We start from the raw sequence: 22,456 nt of genomic DNA on the forward strand, positions 1-22,456 counted from the left end.
AAGTCCATTTGCTTTTTTCTCAAAGCGCGGTATAATGCTTGTGGAAGGCTCAAGAGCGCCGTCGCGAATCCATGAAACACTCGGCGGGCGGCGTGGCTTGAGGCCGGTGGGTCGCAAGTCGGCCCCGAAGCCGTTCCGGGCCGCCAAAAAATGCGAGCGAGGCGCGAGCCTTCCGAGGATGTGAAACGGCGCGCCGTTTCGTTGGTGATGTCGGGCAAACCGCGCGGGCCACGCGAGAGCGATGGGCCCATCGCTGGAGGTGTAGAGCGGGGCAAAAGCCCCGCTTTTTTCTTCGTGACCCGAAAAGGGGGACGGGAGTCTTTTGTGCAGAGCACCCGAAGGGCCGTTCCGGCAAAAGACTCCCGTCCCCTTTTCGCCTCTCATCCGCCCGCGAGCGGGTCGGGCACGCCCGCCTCGTGAAACGCTTCGGCCCGCCGCCGGCAACTCGCGCAAGCGAAGCAGGGCCGATCCTCGCTCCGGTAACACGACCACGTCAGACCGAACGGCGCCCCCAGACCCGTGCCGAGCCGCACCACCTCCGCTTTACCGAGCCCGATGAGCGGCGTTTCGACGCGAATCCGCGTCTCCGGCCGGGTGCCCAACTCGATGAGGCGCGCCGCCGCCTCGTAGAACGCCGGCCGGCAGTCCGGATAGCCCGGCGCGTCCTGCTCGACGGCGCCGATAACGACGGCCGAGGCGCCGATCGTTTCGGCCCAGGCGGTCGCGATGGCCAGCAGGTTGGCGTTGCGAAAGGGAACATAGGTGCTGGGGACTTCGCCGGGAACGTCGTCCTCGGGGACAGGGATCCGAGGGTCCGTCAGGCTGCTGCCGCCGATGAGCCCCAGATACGGCGCTTCGGCGACGAACGTCCGCTCGGCCCGGAAATGGTCGGCCAGTCGGCGAAAACAGGCCAGTTCCTTCGCCTCGGTCCGCTGGCCGTAGTTGACGTGGAGCATGGCGAGGCGGTACCGCTCGGCCGCCCAGGCGGCGGCGACGCACGAATCCATCCCGCCGCTCGCCAGAACGACGGCCATCGGTTTTACGGGATCCATGCCCACCCCTAATTGTACAACGCGCTCTCAACGCAGAGATCGCAGAGGCCGCAGAGAAAAAAGCATTCTGTTTTTCAAATCAAGCCCGTTTGTGCCGTTCCCCAATTTTTGCTTTTCTCTGCGGTCTCTGCGTCCTCTGCGTTTCAACCCCGTGTTCTGCGTTGAAGAACACAGCGTAGTAGTACTAACCGGCCAAGGCCGCCGGTTAACAGCGAACCAAGACCTTGAGGGCCTCGGGCCGGTCGGCCGCCCGCAGCGCCTGCGGCGCTTCCGCGAGCGGGAAGACGCCGGAGACGAGCGGCTCGACCTCGACTTCGCCGCGCGCCAGCATCGCCACGGCCTCGTCCATCGGGCCGCACCGCGACCCGACGACCGTCACCTCATTGACGACGATCGGCGCCAGGTCGAGGCCCGCCGTGTCCGCCACAGTGCTCTTGAGGACAATGATCCCCCGCGGGCGAACGAACTTCATCGCCATCGCCAGACCGTCGGGCGAACCGGTGCATTCCACGACCACGCGCGCCGCCGACGACGGCCGCGCATCCTCCACCGTAACCGCCGGAATATCCAGACGGCGCAACAGTTCCAGTTTTGCCTCCGACTTGCCGACCACTTCCGGGCGCAGGCCCCACGCCCGCAGGACTCGGGCCACCAGTTGACCCAGGCGCCCGTCGCCCAGGACGACCACCTCTTCGCCCCTCGCAAACTGGACCTGGCGGCCGATCTGGATGGCGGCGGCCAGCGGCTCGGCGAAAACCGCCCGCTCGTCCGAAACGCCGTCGGGAACCGGCACGAGGTTCGCCTCGGGCAGGGCAAAGCGTTCGGCCAAGGCGCCGTCGCGACCGGCGATGCCCAGCGTCGTGCGGTCCCGGCAATGGGTCGGCAGGCCGGCGCGGCACAGGTCGCATCGGCCGCACACGCAGTTGATGCCGCCGACGACCCGCTTGCCCTCGTATCTCCCGCCGAGCGCCGTCCCGACGAACTCGTGGCCGAGGACGCCGCGGAACCCCATGTAGCCTTTGACAATCTCCAGGTCGGTGCGGCAAATGCCCGCCAGGCGCGTCCGGATGAGCACGTCGCCTTCGCGCGGCACGGGCTCCGGGTAAGACCGATCCAGGCGCACTTCGCGGCCGTCAAAGACACAGGCGATCAAAGGTCTCTCTCCGCAAGACGGCGGGGCGAACGCTACTCCAACTCGCTTTCGCGGACGTCCTTTTCGAACAAGCCTTTGAAGAAGTCCCCGACGCCTTTGGTGATCCTGGGGCGCTGGCTCTGTCCCTTCGGCAAGGGCGGCGGCCGGCCGTGACGCGCGAACGGATCCTCCGCCGATGCCAAGTACGCATCCCAGGCGGCGGGCTCCCGCGGCAAGTCCTGGCCGGTCATGTACCGCAGGCTCTCCCAGCACTTCTGGACCTCGGCGACGTCGGATTTCCCGAGGCCGTTGACAAGGGCCTCGGCCGCGGAGCGGTCCTTGAAGTTTCGGAGCGCGTCCTCGGCGGCAAGGCGGACGTCGATGGAAGCGTCGCCTTGCATGGCCTCGATGAGGACCGGCACGGCATCGGGGACGGCCTGTCGGCCGAGCGCCCCGGCCGCGTACGAACGGACGTACGGGTTCCCGTCCTTTGCGAGAACCTCGGTGAGCGTTTCGAGGACCCCTTCGCCCTTGACGTCGCCGAGCGCCTGGACTGCCGCGGACCGGACCATTGCGTCGCGGTCGTTTCGCGCCACCAGGCAAAGGAGACGGCCCAGCGACGGGACGGTTTCCGTTTTGCCGCTCTTCGCGACGGCCTCAACCGCCTTGCGGCGTACGTCGGGGTTCTCGCTTTCGAGTTCGACGACCCGCGCGCCCAGGGGGCGCGGAAAGAGTCTCGCGATCAGCCCCATGGAGGGATCAACCGTGCATCCGCTCGCCGCCGCGAGCCACAGCATCGCCAGCGAGAGGAGTCGGCGTCTCATGGCTCGCCAGCAGCCGCGCGGCACCAAGTTCGGCGGCCACTTCATCGGCGACGGCCTCGGCGGAGTCCACGAGCGCCACCGAGGGCCCGAGCGCCTCGGCAATGGCTTCCGCGAGGAGCGGGTAGTGCGTGCAGCCGAGCACCACGACCCCGACGCCCGCCTCGCGCAGGGGGGCGAGGTATTCCGCCACGACCGCCCGGACGACGGGGTCGGCCGAGGCCCGGCCCTCTTCCGCCAGAGGCACGAGCAGGGGGCAGGCCTTCTCCACGAGGGCGGCGGACGCGTCGAGCCGATGGATCGCCTCCCGGTAGGCCCCGCTGGCGATGGTGCCCTCGGTGCCGAGGACGCCGATCGGCCGGCCCCTGCAGGCGGCGACGGCGGCCCGCGCGCCCGGCTCGATGACGCCGCACAGCGGCTGGGCGAACCGCTCCCGCAGGACCGGCAGCGCGGCCGCGCTGGCCGTGTTGCACGCCACCACGATGAACTTCGGGTCGAACCGGGCGAGGAACTCCGCGTCCTCAACGGCGAAGCGGGTCACCGTCCGTCCGCTCTTGATGCCGTACGGGACGCGGGCGGTGTCGCCGAAATAGACGATTGCCTCGGCGGGGAGTCGCCGGCGGATCGCCCGGACGACCGTCAGGCCGCCCAGGCCCGAATCGAAAATTCCGACAGGTCGCCTCATGCCGGCGGCCCCCGATGCCGATATATGCCCCGAAACCGCCGCCATCATAGGCCTCCGGGCGAATAAATCAAGCGGCGGTCCGGGGGCCATGGCGGCCCTCGAAAAAGCGATTTTGGCCGCTGAGCCTTGACGCGCAGCGGGCGACGCCTTATACTCCCCTGCTCGACCGGGAGGATTGGACGCGTTATGCCAAAGGGAACCCCAGCGATGCGGGCCAAGGAACTGGAGCAGTTCAAACAACTGCTCCTCGAGAAGCGCCGTCTGCTGGTGGGAGACGTCAACTCCCTGGAGCGTGCGGCCCTTAAGCAGAACCGGCAGGACGCCTCCGGCGACCTTTCGAAGATGCCCCAGGACATGGCCGATATCGGGTCCGACAACTACGAGCAGGAATTCACGATGGGGCTGATTGAGACCGAGCAGTCCACCCTTCGCGAGATCGACGAGGCCCTGGAGCGGATCGAGAGCCGGCAGTACGGCAAATGCCTTGCCTGCGGGCGCCCCATCGCGAAAGCCCGCCTCAAGGCCAAGCCCCACGCCACACTCTGCATCGAATGCCGACGCCAGGAAGAAAAGGACGCGCTCTAACCGACCGCGCCAGCCACGCGCGTCTCTGGCTGACCGCCTCCGCAGGCGTGTTGCTCGACCTGCTCAGCAAGTTCCTGGCTTGGCAGCGCCTGGGCGTTCCGGCCGATTCGGCCGCCAGGGGCGAACCCCACGAACTCGTCCGCGGCTGGCTCCGCCTCATCACCAGCCGCAACCCCGGCATCGTGTTCGGCATCGACCCGGCCGAGGATTTTTCCCTGGGGGTGACGGGCGGCCGCGCCGTGACGATTCTGTTGACGCTGGCGACCTGCGCCCTGATTTTCTACGTCTTCGCGCGCTCCCGGCCCGATCAGAAGTTTCTGCACGTCTGGTGCGCGCTCGTGCTGGCCGGCGCGGTCGGGAACCTTTACGACCGGCTCGCCTTCGGCTACGTGCGCGACTTCGTCGAGATCACCAAGCAGGTTTCCCTGGGCGGGTGGACCTTCGGCTGGCCATACGTCTTCAACGTGGCGGACGTGTACCTGGTCGCGGGCGTCCTGGCAATCGCTTTGGTTTACCTTTTCGCCGGCGACGCGGAGGAAGCGAAAACGCCTCGCGCGAAAACCCGGCAGGAGCGATGACGTGGATCCCCGCTGCCGCGACGAGCGGTTCATGCGCCGAGCGCTGGACCTCGCGCCGGGCGGCCTCGCGCGCGTCGAGCCGAACCCCATGGTCGGCGCCGTCGTCGTCCAAGGCGACCGTGTCGTCGGCGAAGGGTTTCACGCCCGCTTCAGCGGGGCCCATGCCGAGGTCGTCGCCCTCGCACAAGCCGGGACCGAGGCCCGGGGGGCGGAACTCTTCGTCACACTCGAACCCTGCTGCCACCGCGGCAAGACGCCGCCCTGCACCGACGCGATTCTGGCGGCGGGGGTCCGCCGCGTCGTGGCGGCGGTGGGCGACCCCTTCCCGGAGGTGCGCGGGCGCGGGCTTGCGATCCTGAAGCAGGCGGGTCTCGAGGTCGAGGTCGGGGTTCTGGAGACGGAGGCCCGCCGCCTGAACGCCGCCTACTTCAAGCGTCAGGCGACCGGCCTGCCGCTCGTCATCGCCAAGTGGGCGATGACGCTCGACGGGCGCCTGGCAACGGCCGCCGGCGAGAGCCGATGGATCTCCTCCGAAGCGGCCCGGCGCCGCGTCCACGAACTCCGCCGAATCGTCGACGCCGTCCTCGTCGGGGCGCGAACGGCGCGGATGGACGAGCCGAGCCTGACCGTCCGCCACGTCGAGCCCCTGGCGGAGCGCGGCCAACCGGCGCGCGTCATCCTCGACGCCGGGCTCTCGCTGGACCCGGACCGCGAACCGGTCCGAAGCGCGGCCGAGGTTCCCGTGCTCATTTATACGACAGACGACGGCCTGCGAAACGAATCCGAGCGGGCGGCCGCACTTCGCCGCGCCGGCGCCGTGCTGGTTGCCGCGCCGAAGGCCCCTGGCGGCGTCTCGCCGGACGCAGTTCTCAGGGACCTGGGCGCGCGGGGCATGTCCCGCGTGCTCGTGGAAGGCGGCGCGAGGATCCTCGGTTCATTCTTTGCGGCCGGTCTTGTGGACCGGGTCCTGGTGTTCGTCAGTCCGAGAATTCTGGGGTCCGCGGGGGCTTTAAGTCCCGTCGGGGGTCCCGGCTCCGCCGGGGCATCCCGCCGGGACGCCGAGGCGACGCCCGGCGCGCCGGGACTCACCCTCGCTGAAGCGGTGGCGGTTCAGGACGCGACGTTCTCGCAAGCGGGTCCGGACCTGGTGATTGAGGGGCGCGTCGGGGAGTTTTAGTACTACTACGCTGTGTTCTTCAACGCAGAGGACGCAGAGAGCGCGGAGAACTGCAAAGATAGGGGAACGGCAAACAACATGCTTTGTGAGCCGCTACGGAAATTGCCTTGCCGTTGTTACTCAATCCTCCCTCTGCGGTCTCTGCGCTCTCTGCGTTGAGATAGCGTTGTAGAATTAGGCGGCGGGCGTTCAGGGCCGGCCGCTGCGGCTCTGGAGTTCGAGAAGGCGTGCGGCCCGCTCTTCGTCGCTCAGGCTGGCGAGGACGGCCTTGTCCTGCGGGCTGAGGCGATTGAGGAACTCCTCAAGGTCCCTGGCGCGCCGGAGCAGCAGCGCCTGGCGTTCGGCGGGCAGACGCCGGAATTCCTTGTACCGCTCGATGAGCCTGTCCTGTTCCTCCGGGTCGAGGGCCGTCAGGCGCCAGTATCGTTCGAAGAACTCCCGGCGTTGGGCGTCGGCGAGGGCGTTCCACCGCATGCCGTTGTTGCGCGTTTCGCGGGGATCCAGGTCCAGGCGGTCGTCGAGGTCGAGGATCGCGCCGGGCCGAAGGGTTTTCGCGCCCCGCTTGGTCTGCTTGAGTTTGGTCGGCTCGCCGCCGCCCAGACGCACATCTCCGACGAGGACCTTCGGGGCCAGAATCGCGGCCACGACGCCGCACAGGATGGCCGTCCCGACGCAGACGGCCAGGAGGCGCATGCGCCGGCGGCGATGAAGCATCCGCACGAGTTGTTCGCGGCGCGCGTCCACAGCCTAGGTCCCTTCCTGCGGGCGGGGGGCCGACGCCAGCCGTTCCATGGCCTCGACGAGCCCCACTTCATCCAGAAATTCCGTATCTTCCAGGAACGTCAGATGGCGGCTGATCTCGCGTTCGATGGGACTGGCGGGTTCGGCGGGCAGGCTGACCCACTGCATGGCGACAAACCAGACGAGGAGGCCGGCCGCCAGGCCCGTCACGGCCGCCAGCACCTGCCGGCGCAGCCGATGCGGCCGCAGACGCGCCTCCAGGCGCTCCAGTTCCTTCTCCTCGACGATCCGGGCCATCATCCGGGACGTGAACCCCGTGGCCGCGGGCGGGGGGCCCGCCTCGTCCAGCAGGTCCCAGGCGCCCTCGAGGAGTTCGGCCCTGGCGGCACAGGATTCGCACTGCGCCAGGTGGCGGCGCACCGCCGCCATGGTGGACGGTTTCAGTTCGCCGTCCAGATAGGCGGGCAGGACGCCCTTCACCCAGTTGCAGACCCCCGAAGACATACCCAGACTCCTTCAATGGCTTGAACACAGGGCGGGAAGGAATGTTCCGGCAAAACAGGGGGGGCTAGGAACCGAGCCGCTGGAGGTTGCGCCCGGTCCGCACGTAAAGCAGGAGCCGCTCCTTCAGATTCTCGCGGGCCCGGGCCAGGAGGCTCTTGACGGCCATGGTGCTGCACCCCAGCGTGCGGGCGATGTCGGCGTAACTGAGGCCCTCATACTTGTTGAGGACGACGGCGACCTGCTCTTTCTCGGGAAGTTCGCTGATGGCTTCCCGGACCTTCTGGGCGAGTTCCGACCGGCCCACCCGATGGTCCGGGGCGGGCGCCTCCGGGTCGGGAACCGTAAAGGGCCCTTTGTCCTCGCCGCTCAATTGTTCGATGGAGACGTCGTCGCGGCGACGGGCGCGGTCGCGCAAGGCGTTGAGGCTCACGTTGGCGGCGATGCGGAACATCCACGTCGAAAACTTCGCCGTCGGACGATACGTGTGCCGCGCCCGGTAGATCCGCAGGAAAACTTCCTGGGCCAGGTCCTCGGCTTCGGCCCGGCTGCCGACGAAGCGATACGCCAGACCGATGACGCGCGAGTGATTGCGCTCGATGAGTTCCTGAAACGCCAGTTCGTCGCCCCGCTGAAACGCGAGCATCAACTGGGCGTCGTAATCGCGGACGACCGCGTGGGTCTGAGCCTGGCTCTGGGCTTCAAACCGGTTTGCAGCAACCGCTAGCGCCTTGGCCATGAGGAGTGTCCCCATTGCGGTCGGAAAACGCCCGCCACCGCAGGTACGCCCCCTTGCCTGAACCGTCCTCGCCTATCTATTATTACGAGCCGGTCGCGACATTTCACCGAGAAAATCCCGGAAACCTTTTTCGACCCGAGCCGGGGGCCGTTCTTTACGTCCCCCGAGCCGTCCCGCTCGCCCAGTCGAGTCGCCCGTGGCGACCGGCGGCACGCTGCCTTGTGAACGCTGTGCAGGCTCGGGCCGTCCGCCGAGGCTTTCGCTCAAGTTCGCCCCGGAGGCCGCTCGATACCGTCTCCAGAGCGAGGAAAAACCGCATGCCACAAGCCCTGGACAAAAGCGCTCCTGCCCTCTACCGCATCGGTGAAGCGGCCGAAATGGCGGGCGTTTCGCGCCAGGTCGTCAGCACCTATTGCATGCTGGGCCTGCTGGCGGAGGTCGCCCGGACGTCCGGCGGCCAGAGGCTCTTCGACCATGCCACCGTCCGCCGCATCCAACTCATCCAGGACTTGAAGCGCCGCTACACCCTCCGCGAGATCCGCGAAATCTTCCTCCGCGATCGATTCTAAAGAAAATCCGGCTCTCCGCCTCCGCTCAGGCGCAAGCGAACCAAGTTCAGCGCGTAAACCGCCGCACGCGCGCGAATCGTTTCGCGGTCGCCGGCGAATACTTCGCGGGCCGCTTCGGTCCCCGCCCCGTCGGCGAGGCCGAACCAGACTGTGCCGACCGGTTTGTCGGCCGACCCGCCGCCGGGACCAGCGATGCCCGTCACGGCCAAGCCGATGGCCGCGCCCGACCCCGCGCGGACGCCCTCGGCCATGGCACGGACCACGGCCTCGCTCACGGCTCCGTGCCGCTCGATGATTTTCTTCCCCACGCCGAGAAGGCGGACCTTCGCGGCGTTCGAGTATGCCACGATCCCCTCCAGAAGATGCTCCGACATGCCGGGGACGTTGACGAGCCTCGCGGCGATGAGGCCGCCGGTGCACGACTCGGCGACGGCGAGAGTCGCACCGCGCTGTGCGAGGAGGGTGGCGACGGTATCTTCCATCCCGTCGGCCCCTTCGCCGAAGACCACCGCCCCGAGCCGGCGTTTCATCTCGGCCGCGTCCGCCTCGAGCAGGCGATCCACCGCGTTCGCGGAGCCGCTCGCGTGGATGTGCACGTCAATAACGCCGGCGTGCACGGCCGTGGCCACGCGCGGCCGGCGGCCGGGCGCCATCAGGTCCGCGAGCCGCTCGCCCACCATCGACTCCGCCATGCCGAACGTCCGCACCGTCCGGACCTTCGCGACGCGCCCCGCACCGCCCTGCTTCAAGCGAGGCAGCACCTCGTCGTCAAGCATCCGGCGCATCTCGACGGGGACACCCGGCAGGCAGAAGATGCGCGCCTTGCCCATGCGGGCCAGGATGCCCGGCGCCGTGCCCATCGGATTCGGCAGGGCCTGCGCCCCTTGCGGAAGCATGGCCTGCCGGCGGTTCGATTCCGAAAGTTTCCGGCCGCGCGACGCCGACCAGGCTTCGAGCATCGCGATCGCCTCGGCGCTGGTTTCCAGCGGCGCGCCAATCGCCTGCGCCAGGCCGTCGCGCGTCAGGTCGTCCGGCGTGGGGCCGAGGCCGCCGGTCGCGATCACCAGGTCGGCATCGCCCGCGGCCGCGATGAAACCGACGGCGATCTCCGCCACGTCGTCGTCCAGCGTCTCGTGCCGGACCACCGCGACGCCCAGCGACCCGAGCGCCCGCGCGATCTCGGCCGAGTGAGTGTCCGGCGCGAGGCCCGTCACCAGTTCGCTTCCGATGCTGAGAATGACGGCCCGCACGCGCGTCCCCCGATCTATCGGCTGAAGTGGAAGTGGACGACGTCTCCCTCGCGGACGACGAAGTCGCGGCCCTCGACCAGGAAGTGGCCCTCCGCCCGGGCCTGCTTGAGGCTGCCGGCGCGGCGAAGGTCCTCATAGGCCACCACCTCCGCGCGGATGAACCCGCGGGCCATGTCGGTGTGCACCTCGGCGGCGGCCTGGACAGCCGTCGTGCCGCGGGGCACGCTCCGGGCCGCCACCTCCTTCTCGCCGCACGTGAAGAACGTGATCCGGTCCATCGCTTCGCAGACGCCGCGAAGGACCTCCGGCGTATGAAACCGCTTCAGGCCCATTTCCTCGAGAAAGGCCGGCCGCTCCTGCGGCGCGAGGGCCCCGATCTCCGCCTCGAGCGACGCCGAGAGGGCCCGCAGCGGCCGGCCGAGGTCCGCGTACTCGGCGGCGACGGCCTCGGGGTCCCCCGCCCGGTCTTCCGCCACGTTCAGGATCGCCAGAACGGGCTTTTCGGTCAGGAAGGCAAAGCCCCGGAGCATGGCGCGGTCCGCCTCGCCTGCGATGGCCTCGTGGAGCGGCCGTTCGCTCTCGAGGGCCTGCCGGCACCGCGCGAGCACATCCAGTTCCCGCTGCTGGGCGTCGCGCTCGGGCGTCGGCTTCTGGATCTGTTTTTCGAGTTTCTCAATCCGCCGGACCGTCACGTCCAGGTCCGCCAGGGCAAACTCGCTGAAGAGGACGTCCCGGTCGCCGCGCGGGTCCACCCGGCCGAGGAGGTGGGGCACGCGGTCGCCGGCGAACGCGCGAAGCACGTAAACCAGGGCATCCGCCTGCCGCAGGCGATCCATGATGGCCGTGTTCTGCGCCGCGAGTTCCGGCCGGCCAGGCGCGAGGCCCGGCAGGTCGACGAACTCGATGTGGACTCGCGTCTGCTTGGGGGCGCCATAAAGCCCGGCCAGCCACGGGAGCCGCTCGTCCGGCACCGCGACGCTCGCCCGGTTCGGATGATCCGGACGGGCGGGGTGCGCGCCGGAGTCCGCCGCCCCCTCCGAGAGGGCGTCGAAGAGACAGGTCTTGCCGGAGGCCGGCAACCCGGCGAGGGCGACGTTCACCGAAGGGTTTCTCCGTCGGGCGGCGATTCGTCTGCGTCGGCCCGCTCGAAGACTTTCTGGATCTCGTTCAGGATCCGCAGGAGGGCCGACAGGTCCCTGTCCGAAAGCGAGCGAAGCGCGTCCACCGTGGCCAGGATCTTCGCCCGGCGGTAGGCTTCGACCGCGCGGCGGCCCCTGGCCGTGATCGCCACGTCGATCTTCCGCTTGTCCTTCGCGTTGATGGAGCAGACGACGAGTTTCTCGTCGTAGCGATACTCGAGGGCCTTGATGATGCGCGACATCTGAGCGGGCAGGACGCCGACCTCGCGCCTCAGTTCGCCCACCGACAGACAGTCCACGCTTTCGAGGGCGGCCAGGGCGAGGAACTCCGACTCCGACAGATCGTAGCCCCCCTTCATCTTCTCGCGCTGCGATCCGATCCACGTCCGAACGGTAATCGCGAAGATGCGGCGGGCGAGATTCTGAATGGCTTGCTCGCGATCCTTCACGTTTGGCTCCGGTCGCCCAAGGGAACCTCGAGACCGCTCCTGCGGTTTGGACCGGCTCGCCGGGGCAGCCGGCGAAAGGGTCGCGAGGAAAACGGTTCAGCCGACCGGCACGCGTCCCGGCACGCCGGGCGATTCCGTCGGCCTCACCGTGGCGGCGCGTCGGATCGGGCCGACTGGATTCGCCTAGCGACCGCAGTGGAGGCCGATTTGCCGGCCGGCTTCTGAACGCGATCGCGCATCAGGCACCCCACCTTGAACTTGACTGTCCGCTTGCTCGGTACCTCAACGCGCTCGAGCGTTCGGGGGTTCTGGGCGATCCGCGGCTTGCGTTCACGGACCGTGAAGACGCCGAAGTCGCGGAACTCCAGGCGATTGCCCTTGGCCAGTTCGCTGACGATCTCGTTCAGGAATCGCTGCACCAGGTTCTTGACGAGAACCCGTTCCTTCCCGGTGGCGTCTGCGACGCGGTCCGTCAGTTGCTTTTTCGTCACCGTAGCCATGGGCACCTCCCATCTCGCAATAGTGTTCCCTTCAGATGCCCGCGTTCCACAGCCGTCCCACCCTTCAGCGGATTCGGGCGAATCGAAACGGCGCCTCCCGTCCCGCGAGAATTGACCGTTTCATACCCTAGAGCGCCGCCGGTCGGGTGGCAAGCGAAAAACTCACCGCCCCTTCGAGCGGCGGCGCGTCCTCGCCCGGCCGACTTTCTTCGCTTCGCTCCGTTTCCGCGTGTGCTTATCCTCGACCCTCAGCGCCGGCTCCTCAACGAACACCACGCTATTGGCGGGCACCGAGTGCGTCAGCCACACGTTGCCGCCCACCGTGCTTTCCTCGCCGACGACCGTTTCGCCGCCCAGGAGCGTGGCGCCGGAGTAGATCGTCACCCCGTCGCGGATCGTCGGATGGCGTTTTCGGCCGCGGATGACGGCGCCGCGATCGTCCTTCGAGATGCTCAGCGCCCCCAGCGTGACGCCCTGGTAGATTTTCACGTTGTCGCCGATCTCGCACGTCTCGCCGACGACCACCCCTGTGCCGTGGTCCACAAAAAAGTTCCGCCCGATCCGCGCGCCCGGGTGGATGTCGATGCCGGTCGTGCTGTGCGCGATCTCGGTCATGATTCGCGGCAGGAGCGGCACGCCCATCTGCCACAGTTCGTGGGCGACGCGGTACACCGCGACCGCCTCCAGCCCCGGATACGAGAAGATGATCTCGTCCAGGCTCTTGGCGGCGGGGTCCCCGTCGTACAGCGCCTGGACGTCGCCCGCCAGCATCCGCCGAAGGTCCGGGATTCGCTTCAGGAACCGAAGCGCCAGTTCCCCCGCGAGGTCCTGGCAATGGTCGCACTCCCCCGCCGTCCGCCGGCACTCGTGCAGGATGCTCCGGTACACCTGGGCCGCCAGCGCCCGATAGACCTGGTACACCCGGTCCCCGATGTGATAGCGGATGTTGCTCGGCGTGAAGTACCGCCGCCCAAAGTAGCCCGGAAAGAGGATCTCCTTGAGGCCGTCGAGGATATCGCGGACGGCCTCGCGCGACGGAAGCGGCCGGAGATCCAGATGGTTGATGCGAGAGACCTGGTCATAGGTGGCGACGATTTCGTCAATGACCGCCGGCAACTGGTCCTCGTGGCGGCTCTCGGTGGCCATGAGCCTACGGCTCCTAACCCATGATGTGTACTGGAATTATAACCCAGCCCCGGCCCGGAGGCAAAAGAATTTTCCAGCGATTTTTGCTCGTCCCCTGGGGGGATGACCGGCCGCCGACCGGCGCTCCGATCACCCTAATCGCCCTGCTCTTTGGCCTTCGCCGACGCTTCCACGATCTGCTGCTGCACGTTGGCCGGCACCGGCTCGTAGTGCGAAAACTCCATCGAGTACGTCCCCTGCCCCCCCGTAATGCTCCTCAGTTGCGTGTTGTACTGGGCGACCTCGGCCAGCGGCACCTGGGCCCGGATCGTCTGCGTCCCGCCCGCCCCCGACTCCATGCCCAGGATTCGGCCTCGGCGGCTGTTCAGGTCCCCGGTGATGTCGCCCAGGTACGAGTCCGGCACCGTAATGGCCATGTTCACGAACGGCTCCAGGATGACCGGCCTGGACTTCAGGACGGCGTCGCGGAAGGCGTACCGCCCGGCGATCTTGAAAGCGATTTCCTTCGAGTCCACCGGGTGGTGCTTCCCGTCGTACACCGCCACCCGCACGTCCTGGAACGGGTAGCCCGCGATGACGCCCTCCTCAATCGCCTCCCGGACCCCCTTTTCGATGGCCGGAAGGAACGGTCTCGGGATCGACCCGCCGAAAGTGTCGTCCACGAATTCGAACCCGGAGCCGCGGTCCATCGGCTCGACCCGCAAGTAAACCTCGCCGAACTGGCCCGCACCGCCCGTCTGCTTCTTGTGGCGGTAGTGGCCTTCGCCCTTCCCGCTCACCGTTTCCCGGTAGGGGATTTTCGGCGGCTTCGTATTCACCTCGACCTGGTACCGCCGCTTCAGCCGTGCCAGCAGCATCTGAAGGTGGATGTCCCCGAGGCCCGCCACCACCAGTTCGTTCGTCTGGCGGTCGTGCGTCGTTTTCAGGGTCGGGTCCTCTTCCATCGCCTTGGCGAGGGCCTCGGAGATTTTCTGTTCGTCGCCTCGGCTCTTCGGCTCCAGCGCGAGCGAGTACATCGGCACCGGAAACGTCACCTCCGCCATCGCCAGCGGCGCCGGCCCCGACGACACCGTCCGCCCCATCCGCAGGTCGTCGATCTTCGGGATGCCGACGATGTCCCCCGCCACCGCCCTGGGAATCGGGTGCGTCTCCTTGCCCTGGATCCGCAGAATCTGCGGAACGCGCGTCTCGCGCCGCTCCTCCCCGATCCGGGCCGACCCTTCCGCCTCCAGCGTCCCGCTGAACACGCGCAGGTACGAAATCTTTCCGACGTACGGGTCGCTCACGACCTTGAACACCTGGGCGCAGAGCGGCCCGGCGGGGTCGCCCGCCAGGACGACCTTCGCGGCCTGCTCGCCTGCGCCCTTGGTCGCTTCGCGCTTGGCCGCCTGGCGCGGATTCGGCGCGTACTCCGCCAGAACGTCCAGCAGTTCCCCGACGCCGAGTTCCTTCGCCGCGCTCGTAAACAGAATCGGGATGAAACTGCCGGCCAGGAGCGCGGCCGTGAAGGCCTTCGCCAGTTCCTCCGGCGCGATCGTCTCCTCGCCGAGGTACCGCTCCATCAGCCCGTCGTCCGCCTCGACGATCGACTCGACCGCCTCGCTGTGGGCCGATGCCACGTCCAAGAGCGCCTCGCCCTCGGCCTTCGCGAAGGCGTCCACGACACCTTTGAACGACGAGCCCTGCCCCACCGGAACCGTCAGCAGGCGGCACCGCGTGTCGAGCATCTCGCGGACCTGCTCGACGACGCGCTCGAGGTCCGCGTTTTCCGCGTCCGCGCGGTTGACGACGACCATCCGCGCGAGATTCCGCTCGCCCGCCGTCTGAAAGAGCCGACGCGTGTGGATCGTCACCCCCGCCGCCGCGCTCACCACCACCACGGCCGTGTCCGCCGCCGTCATCGCCGCCAGCGCCTGGCCCACGAAGTCCGGGTAGCCCGGCGTGTCGAGCAGGTTCAGGTGCCGGTTCTTCCACGTCAGGTTCAGCACGCTCGTCAGGGCGCTCGCCTGGCGCTCTTTTTCCTCCGGCTCGAAGTCGCTGACCGTGTTGCCTTCCTCCGGAGTGCCCAGGCGGGTCGTGACGCCGGCCTTGTGCAGCATGGCCTCGGCGAGTTGCGTTTTGCCGGCCGCCGAGGCCCCAATGAGCACCACGTTGCGAATCATTTCGGTTTGGACCTCAGCCATTGCTTCCTCCCAAGTGCTGTGCGCCAGCGGCGGAGCACGTCGGCGCCGCCTAATCCGCCGCCGCCTTGAACGCCTCTTCCAGCGTCAGTTTCCCTTCATACAGCGCCCGGCCGATAATAGCGCCGGCGGCCCCAATCTCCTTGAGCCGCCGAATCTCCTCCACCGTCGTCACACCCCCCGAGGCGATGACGGAGACCCCCGGGTAGTCCCTTATAACGGGGGCGATAGCCGCCACCATAAGGCCCGCCATCATACCATCCCGCGAGATGTCCGTACAGATAATCGCGCCTAAGTCTAGGTTCCTGAAGAATTCGAGCACCGATTTGGGAGTGCGTCCCGAATCGTGTTGCCAGCCTTTTGTTGCAAGTGTGCTCCCTGAAGTCACAAAACTTAAAGGGATTGTGTATTGCCCACTAATGCCCTCAGGCGACTCACGCAGATAGCCGGAACTACCGTCCTTGCCAAAGGCGCGCCTATCTGGGCGCAGGTGGGCATCCAGGCTGATGGCAACCTTGTCCGGATGTTTGTCCACCAAGCGCGCAACCCATTCCGGCTCGGTAACAGCGCGTGTTCCGATAATCGCACGCTGCACGCCAATGTCCAGAATCGCGTCCAGGGTTTCCTCGGTGCGGATGCCCCCGCCGACCTCCATCTTCAGGCCGACCGCCTCGCGGATGGCGCGGACGCGGTCCAGGTTCCGCGGCTCGCCTTCCCGCGCCCCGTCGAGGTCCACGACGTGGAGCCATTCGGCCCCGGCGGCCTCGAATCGCCGCGCGACTGCCGCGGGGTCCTCGTCGAAGACCGTCTCCTCGTCGAACCGCCCCTGGCGGAGGCGGACGCAGCGCCCGCCCCGAATGTCAATGGCCGGCAAAATAATCATCGCGTATCTCGCACATCACGGAGTGGCGGCCGTCCCCGGCCGCCCCGTGTTTCACGTCCGCGGCTGGCGTTCGCGGCGGCCTGGGAAGGCCGCCGCGCGCTCCACGCTTCACCAAAACGCCTCAAAATCGCGTCACGAAATTCTCCAGAAGCGCGAGGCCCGCGGCCTGGCTCTTCTCCGGGTGAAATTGCGTGGCCGCCACGTTCTCGCGCGCGACGACGCTCGCGAACCGGATGCCGTATTCCGTCCGACCCACCACCACCGTCTCGTCGGCGGGGTCGGCATAGTAGGAGTGCGCGAAATAAAAGTAAACTCCCCGCTCCGGCATCCCCTCGAAGAGCGGCGAGGGACGCACCACCTCGACCGCATTCCAGCCCATGTGCGGAACCTTCAGGCCCTGCCGCACCACCGCGTCGCCGAACCGGACGACGCGGCCCTTAAAAAGCGCCAAGCCCCGCGCCGCCGCCGCGCCTGTCTCCTCGCTCTCCTCAAAAAAAATCTGGAGCCCGAGGCAGATGCCGAGCACCGGCCGGCCGCGACGGACAAACTCGCGGATCGGCTCCACCAAGCCGCGCTCCTCCAGCGCGCGCATCGCGTCGCCGAATGCCCCGACGCCCGGCACGACGAGGCGCTCCGCCCGGGCGACGTCCTCCGGCCGGTCCGACACGCACGCTTCGCCGCCTACGCGCTGGAGCGCCTTCTGGACGCTCCGGAGGTTCCCCATCCCGTAATCCACGATGACGATCACCGGCGAACAGGACCTCCCCGTTCTACAACATTATCTCAACGCAGAGAGCGCAGAGACCGCAGAGGAAGGATCGAGTAACAACAGCAAAAACAGACCCCGTCGTCGGAGAACAAAAAACTGTTTGCCGTTCCCCTATCTTTGCCGTTCTCTGCGGCCTCTGCGCTCTCTGCGTTGAAGAACACCGCGTCGTAGTCCTATCGCGGCGCGACGACGATCTCGACGCGGCGGTTCTTGGCCCGGCCTTCGGCCGTCGCGTTCGACGCCACCGGCTGGCTGTAACCGAAGCCCGAGGCGTAAATCCGTTTCGGGTCCACCCCTTTCGTCACCAGGTACCGCACGACGGCCATCGACCGATTGCACGCCAGGTCCCAGTTGTCCGCCCAGAGTTTTTTCGTCCGCACGATCGGCTGGTTGTCGGTGTGGCCCTCGACGCGGATGATGTGCGACGAGTAATCCTTGTTCAGGACCCCCGCCACCTTGTCGAGCACCGCCTTGGAGGCGCTCTTCAGGTCCGCGCTTCCCGAGGCAAAGAGGATGGCGTCCGGCAGTGTGACCGTCATCGTGTTGCCCGACGTCCGCACCTCCACGCCCGGCCCGAAGTCCGGTTTGGGCGCCCCCGCCGTGGGCGGCACTTCCGCCGCCGTCGGCGCCGCCGGCGCGGCCGGCGCCGACCGCATCTGGTCCAGTTGCGCCTGGAGTTGCGCGTTCTGCACCAGCGACTCCTCCAGTTGACGCTGAAGCGCCACGTTCGATTCCTCGAGTTGCTGCTCGCGGCACCCGGCGCCCATCGCCGCCAGCGCCCCGAGCGCGACGACGGCGACCATCGCCCTCGCCGGCCTCCACCTCCGCACACCCCGACCCATCTCTCTGCCCCTTGCGCCTCGCATGACAGTCTCCTTTCCCTTTCTTCAGCCTCCGGGCCACTTCACGCACCGACTACGCGCGACCTGCGCCGGCATCCGCCTAGTCGCGTTTCGCTTTCGCTTCGGTCCTCTCCCCCCGCGCAGCCCTCAGGCCGCGGATCGTCCGCACCAGCAGGCGCACCAGCGGCACGAGCGCCATCCCCGTCCCCAGCACCACCGCGAGCACCCAAATCCCCAGCACGTTCCCTTCCTGCCAGGGATAAAGCATCAGGCCCGTCTCGCGCGGCCCGTTCGCCACCGCCAGGTACGCCCCGTACCCGATGACCAGCACGCACCCCCCCAGTATAAACCATAGGCCCACCCTTTTGTACATGGCCTTCTCCTACCGCGCGACGGCGTCCCACACCAGCCGCGCCACGCCCTCCACGCCCGGCCGAAAATGCCCGACGATCTCGCCCTCGAAAAACATCACCAGGCCGGCGGCCAGGCCGAGAAACGGCCCGTAGGGCACCTCGCGGCCGCTTGGGTCCTCGGCCTGCGGCCCCGCCGCTTCGCCCTCACCCGCCGATTGTCCTTCCTCCCGGCTCGTCAGCCAGAAACCGAGGCCCGCCAGCGCGAGCGACGCCGCCAGCAGCACCCGCGCGCCGGCCATCCATCCCGCCCCCGTCGCCACGCCGACCGCCGCCAGGCCCGCCAGCGCCACCGCCGTCCCCGCCACCGGAAGCCACGCCACCGTCGGCCTCGCGGCCTGCGCAGCATCCTGCGGAGGCGCCTCGTCGGCCTCCGCCTCGGCCTCTGCGGGCCCCTGCCGGCGCCACAGCCAGTAACTCGCCAGAAACAGCAGGAGCGACACGGCGAGGATCGGCATCACGGGAATCGCCCAATGCCCATACGTCGCCGCCGCCGCCGTCAGCAGCGTCGCGAATCCCAGGACCATTCCGACCACCGGGGCGATGGGCGTCTTTCGGCTCGCCACGGGCGAGTCGCCATGGCGACCGGCGGCCGGGGCCGACTTCTTCCCCTCCGCCTGGCCGCACGCCGCGCGCCCCACTGCCGCCGCGAATACGTACGCCAGCGCCGCGAACGGCGCCAGAAAAAACACGAGCACCGTCGCTTCCCAGCCGAGCGCCGCACCGACCGCCGCCATGAGGTACGCGTCGCCGATGCCCATGGCCTCGCGTCCGAAGGCCACCGTCCCGCCCGCCCGCACCAACAGGATCAGTCCCGACCCCACCGCCGCACCCACCAACGCCCGAAGCACCGCGTCCGCCCGGTCCCAGCCGACCCACGGCGCGAGCGCGTGATCGTAAGCCCCGGCCTTCTGGACCTCGGGCCAGAGGAAACTCCCCGCCACCGCCACCGCCAGCGCGAAGTTCGTCACCGAGGTGTAAATCTCCTTGCGCTCCAGGTCGATCACGCCCGACACCACCAGCGCCGCCGCCAGCACCATGTGCACGGCATACACGCCGCCGTGCGCCGCCTCCGGACGAAGACCCGTCTTGAAATACGCCGCCCAGTACCCCGCGAAAATGAGGCCTGTCGCCAGTTCGACGACCATGTACCGGGCGCTGAACGGCTCCCCGCACCGCCGGCACCGGCCCCCCAGCACAAAATAACTGGCGACCGGAATGTTGTCGTACCACGCGATCGGCCCCTGGCACGACGTGCAGTGCGACGCCGGCCGCACGATGCTCTGGCCCGTCGGCAGCCGGTGGATGCACACGTTCAGGAAACTGCCGACGCACAGGCCCAGCAAAAAAAGAAATGCGCCGAACGGCCACGATGTCACCCACTCGCCAAGGATCTCGGGCATTGGCCGTCAACCGTTCTCGACTGCACGCACGGTGGCTCCATCAGACACGCGCCTCGGCGGCCAATCTATCAGCCCCCAGACCCCCATGCAAGGCAAAACGGCCCTGCGCGCCGTCCGGGGTGTGCCAAGATTTTCTGGCATTTGCCGAGGCCGCGATACGTGCCGGGTGTGGCACGGCCGGTCTTGTCCGGCCGTGCGCACGGGGCCCGAAGACGCACTGGCGGGCAAGCCGCCAGTGCCACCCCAAGGGCCACGCGCCCGAGAATCCGCTGGCACGCGCCGCCCGGCCGCGCTAAGATGGGCCGATGATGAAAGCGAGCAAGAGCGCCACCGGTTGGCTCATCCTCGTCAACGCCGTTTATGCCCTCGCGGCGCTCATCGGCTGGCCCGTCTATCTGGTACTCCTCGCCCTCAAACCGAAGTATCGCAGGCGGTGCTGGGAACGCTGGGGCTTCGTCACGCGCCTCCCCCCCGCCGCCGAGCGATTCTGGGTCCACGCCATCAGCGTCGGCGAGGTCGAGGCCGCACGCACGTTCGTCCCCGCCCTGGCCGAGGCGTTCCCCGACGCCGACATCGTCCTCTCCACGACGACGCGCACCGGCCGCGAACGGGCCGAGCGGCTCTTCCCCGGCCGGCGCATCTTTCACTTCCCCCTGGACCTCGCGCCGTGCGTCTGGCTCGCGCTCGGGCGGATCCGCCCCACGGCCGTCGTCCAGGTCGAATCCGAGTGGTGGCCGAACTTCTTTCTCCTCGCCCGCCGACGCGGCCTGCCGGTTTTCGTCGTCAACCTGCGGATGACCGAGCGGTCGCACCGGCGGTATCTCCGGATCCGCGGACTCATGCGGGCCGTCGTCTCCAGTTGCACCGCGATCGCCACCCAGGCGCCCGTTTACACGGAGCGCCTGGTCGGCCTCGGCGCCGACCCGGAGCGCGTGCGCGTCACGGGCCAGATGAAACACGACGCCGTCGCCTTCGCCGACGCGGTTCCGGGCGCGGAAGACCTTCGGCATTCGAGCGGCATCGCGCCGGGCGCCCCCGTCCTGGTGGCGGGGAGCACGGCCCCGGGCGAGGAGGCGATCCTCCTGGAGGCGTTTCGCGCGGTCCGCGAGCGCCGGCCGGCGGCGCGCCTCGTCATCGTCCCGCGCCGGCCGGAGAACTTCGACGCCGCCGCCGCAGCCATTCTCATCGCCGGGTTCAGCGTCCTCCGGCAGTCCACCGGCGAAACGACGGGATCCACACCCCCCGCGCCTGTTATCCTCGGCGACACGATGGGCGATCTTATGAAATGGTACGCCCTGGCGGACGTGGTGATCGTCGGACGGTCGTTTGCGCCCCTCGGCGGGTCGAACCCGATGGAACCCGGGTCGCTCGCCAAGCCCCTCCTGTGGGGACCTTACATGTTCAACTTCGCCGTCGAGGCCCGCGAGATGATCTCCGCCGGCGCCGCCCGCCAGGCCGCCGACCTGCCGACGCTCGCCCAGGCCCTCGAGGAACTCTTGACTCACGCCGACCGCCGCCGTGAAATGGGCGCGGCCGCGCGGAGCGTCATCCGCCGCCTCCAGGGCGCGACCCGAAGGAACGTGGACCTGGTCCGCGAGACGCTGGCGGCCAAGGAACCGCAATGAGCGAACAGGCGCGCCAAGAGGCGATGAGCGGCGTCCGGAGCCTCGTCGTCAAACTCGGAACGAACGTCCTGGCGGACGCGCGGGGGCGGCTGGACCGCGCCCTCGTCGAACGCATCGCCGACGAGGTCCACGACCTCAAGGCCCGCGGCCTGCGGGTTGCCGTCGTCTCCAGCGGCGCCATCGGCGCGGGGCTGGGCGACCTCGGCCTGGAGAATCGCCCCGCCGCCCTGCCTCAACTTCAGGCGTGCGCGGCCGTGGGCCAGACGACGCTCATGCGGGCGTTCGACCAGGCCCTCCAGCGCCACGGACGCCACGCCGCCCAGGTGCTGCTCACGCGCGGCGACATCGAGGACCGAAGCCGCTATCTGAACGTCCGCAACTGCATCGGCGCCCTCCAGGCCTACGGGGCCGTCCCCATCATCAACGAGAACGACACGGTCAGCGTGGACGAGATCCGCTTCGGCGACAACGACGTCCTCGCCGCCATGGTCGCGAACCTCCTGCGGGCCGACCTGCTGGTGCTCCTGACGACGGTGGACGGCGTCTATCGCGACGCGTCGCGCCGGGACCGCTTCGACGTGGTCGAGGACCTCGCCGAGGTCCAGGGCGCGGTGGTCGAGAAGGATCGCTCGGCGCTCGGCGTGGGGGGGATGCGCTCGAAACTCGAAGCCGTCGCGACGGTCCTCGCGGCGGGGGAGATGGCCGCAATCGCCGACGGCCGCCGGCCCGGCGTCCTCGCCGACCTCCTCGCCGGAAAATCCGTCGGCACGCTCTTCGTCCCCACCAAGGCCAAGATGCGCGCCAAGCAGCGGTGGATCGGCCTGGCACGCCGGGCGCGCGGCAAAATCGTCGTCGATGCCGGCGCCGCCAAGGCCGTCCGCGACCGTAAAAGCCTCCTGGCGTCCGGCATCACGGCCGTCGAGGGCAAGTTCGAGGCGGGCGACGTCGTCGCCCTCGTGTCAACCGGCGGCGGGGAAATCGCCCAGGGACTCACGAACTACTCGTCGGCCGACCTGGCGAAGATCAAGGGCCTCAAGTCCAGCCAGTTCGCCAAGGTCCTCGGCGACCGACCCTACGACGAGGTCGTCCACGCCGACAACCTCGTCCTGACCGATTAGCGCCGCACCGCACATCGCAAGTGTAATTTCAACGCAGAGAGCGCAGAGCACGCAGAGGAAGGATTGAGTAACAACGGCAAAAACAGTTTCCGCCGTCGGATCACAATAAACTGTTTGCCGTTCCCCTATCTTTGCCGTTCTCTGCGGTCTCTGCGCTCTCTG

24 protein-coding genes are annotated in these 22,456 nt (G+C 68.3%); 6 read left to right on the forward strand and 18 right to left on the reverse strand.

The genetic code is table 11. The annotated features are described in order from the left end of the window. Positions 1 to 380 precede the first annotated feature (380 nt). From queC to murI, 4 genes are all read right to left on the reverse strand, one after another. The gene (queC, locus tag NTX40_10800; protein MCX5649561.1) at positions 381 to 1,052 is read right to left on the reverse strand and encodes a 7-cyano-7-deazaguanine synthase QueC; all 672 of its coding nucleotides are present in this window, start codon (positions 1,050 to 1,052) and stop codon (positions 381 to 383) included. 205 nt (positions 1,053 to 1,257) lie between these two features. Next, positions 1,258 to 2,205, reverse strand: a complete 948-nt coding sequence (locus tag NTX40_10805) for an alcohol dehydrogenase catalytic domain-containing protein (protein MCX5649562.1) — start codon at positions 2,203 to 2,205, stop codon at positions 1,258 to 1,260. 32 nt (positions 2,206 to 2,237) lie between these two features. Beyond that, a complete protein-coding gene (locus tag NTX40_10810; protein MCX5649563.1) occupies positions 2,238 to 3,008 on the reverse strand; it encodes a HEAT repeat domain-containing protein in 771 nt (256 codons plus the stop codon). Continuing rightward, a complete protein-coding gene (gene murI / locus NTX40_10815) occupies positions 2,944 to 3,690 on the reverse strand; it encodes a glutamate racemase (protein ID MCX5649564.1) in 747 nt (248 codons plus the stop codon). The genes NTX40_10810 and murI overlap by 65 nt, the downstream gene beginning before the upstream one ends. A gap of 186 nt (positions 3,691 to 3,876) precedes the next feature. On the opposite strand from murI, the gene NTX40_10820 reads away from it, so the two are divergent. From NTX40_10820 to ribD, 3 genes are read left to right on the forward strand one after another with little or no spacing between them, the layout of a single operon-like run. After that, positions 3,877 to 4,275: a TraR/DksA C4-type zinc finger protein gene (locus NTX40_10820; GenBank protein ID MCX5649565.1), complete on the forward strand. Its 399-nt coding sequence runs from the start codon at positions 3,877 to 3,879 to the stop codon at positions 4,273 to 4,275. A gap of 50 nt (positions 4,276 to 4,325) precedes the next feature. Beyond that, a complete protein-coding gene (locus NTX40_10825; protein MCX5649566.1) occupies positions 4,326 to 4,853 on the forward strand; it encodes a signal peptidase II in 528 nt (175 codons plus the stop codon). Position 4,854: 1 nt separating this feature from the next. Next, positions 4,855 to 6,030 carry a bifunctional diaminohydroxyphosphoribosylaminopyrimidine deaminase/5-amino-6-(5-phosphoribosylamino)uracil reductase RibD gene (gene ribD, locus NTX40_10830; protein MCX5649567.1) on the forward strand — a complete coding sequence of 392 codons (1,176 nt, stop codon included), beginning with the start codon at positions 4,855 to 4,857 and terminating at the stop codon, positions 6,028 to 6,030. 189 nt (positions 6,031 to 6,219) lie between these two features. Here ribD and NTX40_10835 read toward each other — a convergent pair whose 3' ends face one another. From NTX40_10835 to NTX40_10845, 3 genes are all read right to left on the reverse strand, one after another. Continuing rightward, positions 6,220 to 6,774, reverse strand: a complete 555-nt coding sequence (locus NTX40_10835; GenBank protein MCX5649568.1) for a DUF3106 domain-containing protein — start codon at positions 6,772 to 6,774, stop codon at positions 6,220 to 6,222. A gap of 3 nt (positions 6,775 to 6,777) precedes the next feature. Continuing rightward, entirely contained in the window at positions 6,778 to 7,275 is a 498-nt protein-coding gene (locus NTX40_10840) for a zf-HC2 domain-containing protein (GenBank protein MCX5649569.1), read from the reverse strand. Positions 7,276 to 7,339: 64 nt separating this feature from the next. Next, positions 7,340 to 8,011, reverse strand: a complete 672-nt coding sequence (locus NTX40_10845; GenBank protein MCX5649570.1) for an RNA polymerase sigma factor — start codon at positions 8,009 to 8,011, stop codon at positions 7,340 to 7,342. Between the two features lie 317 nt (positions 8,012 to 8,328). Here NTX40_10845 and NTX40_10850 point away from each other — a divergent pair, with 317 nt between their 5' ends. Then, positions 8,329 to 8,580, forward strand: coding sequence for a MerR family transcriptional regulator (locus tag NTX40_10850; protein MCX5649571.1), 252 nt, complete (start codon positions 8,329 to 8,331; stop codon positions 8,578 to 8,580). Here the strand turns inward: NTX40_10850 and NTX40_10855 are convergent. From NTX40_10855 to NTX40_10905, 11 genes are all read right to left on the reverse strand, one after another. Then, entirely contained in the window at positions 8,577 to 9,830 is a 1,254-nt protein-coding gene (locus NTX40_10855; GenBank protein ID MCX5649572.1) for a competence/damage-inducible protein A, read from the reverse strand. The two genes, NTX40_10850 and NTX40_10855, sit on opposite strands and share 4 nt — an antisense overlap. A gap of 14 nt (positions 9,831 to 9,844) precedes the next feature. Beyond that, positions 9,845 to 10,930, reverse strand: coding sequence for a DUF933 domain-containing protein (locus NTX40_10860; GenBank protein ID MCX5649573.1), 1,086 nt, complete (start codon positions 10,928 to 10,930; stop codon positions 9,845 to 9,847). Next, on the reverse strand, positions 10,927 to 11,418 hold the full coding sequence (locus tag NTX40_10865) for a hypothetical protein (protein ID MCX5649574.1): 492 nt from the start codon (positions 11,416 to 11,418) through the stop codon (positions 10,927 to 10,929). Before NTX40_10865 ends, NTX40_10860 begins: the two co-directional genes overlap by 4 nt. 143 nt (positions 11,419 to 11,561) lie before the next feature. After that, positions 11,562 to 11,918 carry an integration host factor subunit beta gene (locus NTX40_10870; protein MCX5649575.1) on the reverse strand — a complete coding sequence of 119 codons (357 nt, stop codon included), beginning with the start codon at positions 11,916 to 11,918 and terminating at the stop codon, positions 11,562 to 11,564. 162 nt (positions 11,919 to 12,080) lie between these two features. Further along, complete coding sequence (locus tag NTX40_10875) at positions 12,081 to 13,064, reverse strand: serine acetyltransferase (GenBank protein MCX5649576.1); 984 nt, start codon at positions 13,062 to 13,064, stop codon at positions 12,081 to 12,083. Between the two features lie 134 nt (positions 13,065 to 13,198). Beyond that, the gene (fusA, locus tag NTX40_10880; protein ID MCX5649577.1) at positions 13,199 to 15,247 is read right to left on the reverse strand and encodes an elongation factor G; all 2,049 of its coding nucleotides are present in this window, start codon (positions 15,245 to 15,247) and stop codon (positions 13,199 to 13,201) included. A gap of 49 nt (positions 15,248 to 15,296) precedes the next feature. Further along, positions 15,297 to 16,127 carry a 1-(5-phosphoribosyl)-5-[(5-phosphoribosylamino)methylideneamino] imidazole-4-carboxamide isomerase gene (locus NTX40_10885; GenBank protein ID MCX5649578.1) on the reverse strand — a complete coding sequence of 277 codons (831 nt, stop codon included), beginning with the start codon at positions 16,125 to 16,127 and terminating at the stop codon, positions 15,297 to 15,299. A gap of 121 nt (positions 16,128 to 16,248) precedes the next feature. Then, the gene (gene hisH / locus NTX40_10890) at positions 16,249 to 16,875 is read right to left on the reverse strand and encodes an imidazole glycerol phosphate synthase subunit HisH (GenBank protein MCX5649579.1); all 627 of its coding nucleotides are present in this window, start codon (positions 16,873 to 16,875) and stop codon (positions 16,249 to 16,251) included. Between the two features lie 194 nt (positions 16,876 to 17,069). Further along, complete coding sequence (locus NTX40_10895; protein MCX5649580.1) at positions 17,070 to 17,762, reverse strand: OmpA family protein; 693 nt, start codon at positions 17,760 to 17,762, stop codon at positions 17,070 to 17,072. 76 nt (positions 17,763 to 17,838) lie between these two features. Further along, on the reverse strand, positions 17,839 to 18,111 hold the full coding sequence (locus NTX40_10900) for a hypothetical protein (protein ID MCX5649581.1): 273 nt from the start codon (positions 18,109 to 18,111) through the stop codon (positions 17,839 to 17,841). Positions 18,112 to 18,120: 9 nt separating this feature from the next. Beyond that, positions 18,121 to 19,551, reverse strand: a complete 1,431-nt coding sequence (locus NTX40_10905; GenBank protein ID MCX5649582.1) for a prepilin peptidase — start codon at positions 19,549 to 19,551, stop codon at positions 18,121 to 18,123. Positions 19,552 to 19,856: 305 nt separating this feature from the next. Between NTX40_10905 and NTX40_10910 the strand changes: the two genes are divergently transcribed. Next, positions 19,857 to 21,176, forward strand: coding sequence for a 3-deoxy-D-manno-octulosonic acid transferase (locus tag NTX40_10910; GenBank protein ID MCX5649583.1), 1,320 nt, complete (start codon positions 19,857 to 19,859; stop codon positions 21,174 to 21,176). Further along, on the forward strand, positions 21,173 to 22,294 hold the full coding sequence (gene proB / locus NTX40_10915) for a glutamate 5-kinase (GenBank protein ID MCX5649584.1): 1,122 nt from the start codon (positions 21,173 to 21,175) through the stop codon (positions 22,292 to 22,294). The genes NTX40_10910 and proB overlap by 4 nt, the downstream gene beginning before the upstream one ends. Positions 22,295 to 22,456 lie beyond the last annotated feature (162 nt).

This window comes from Planctomycetota bacterium, from assembly GCA_026387035.1.
In the GTDB taxonomy this organism is placed as follows: domain Bacteria; phylum Planctomycetota; class Phycisphaerae; order FEN-1346; family FEN-1346; genus JAPLMM01.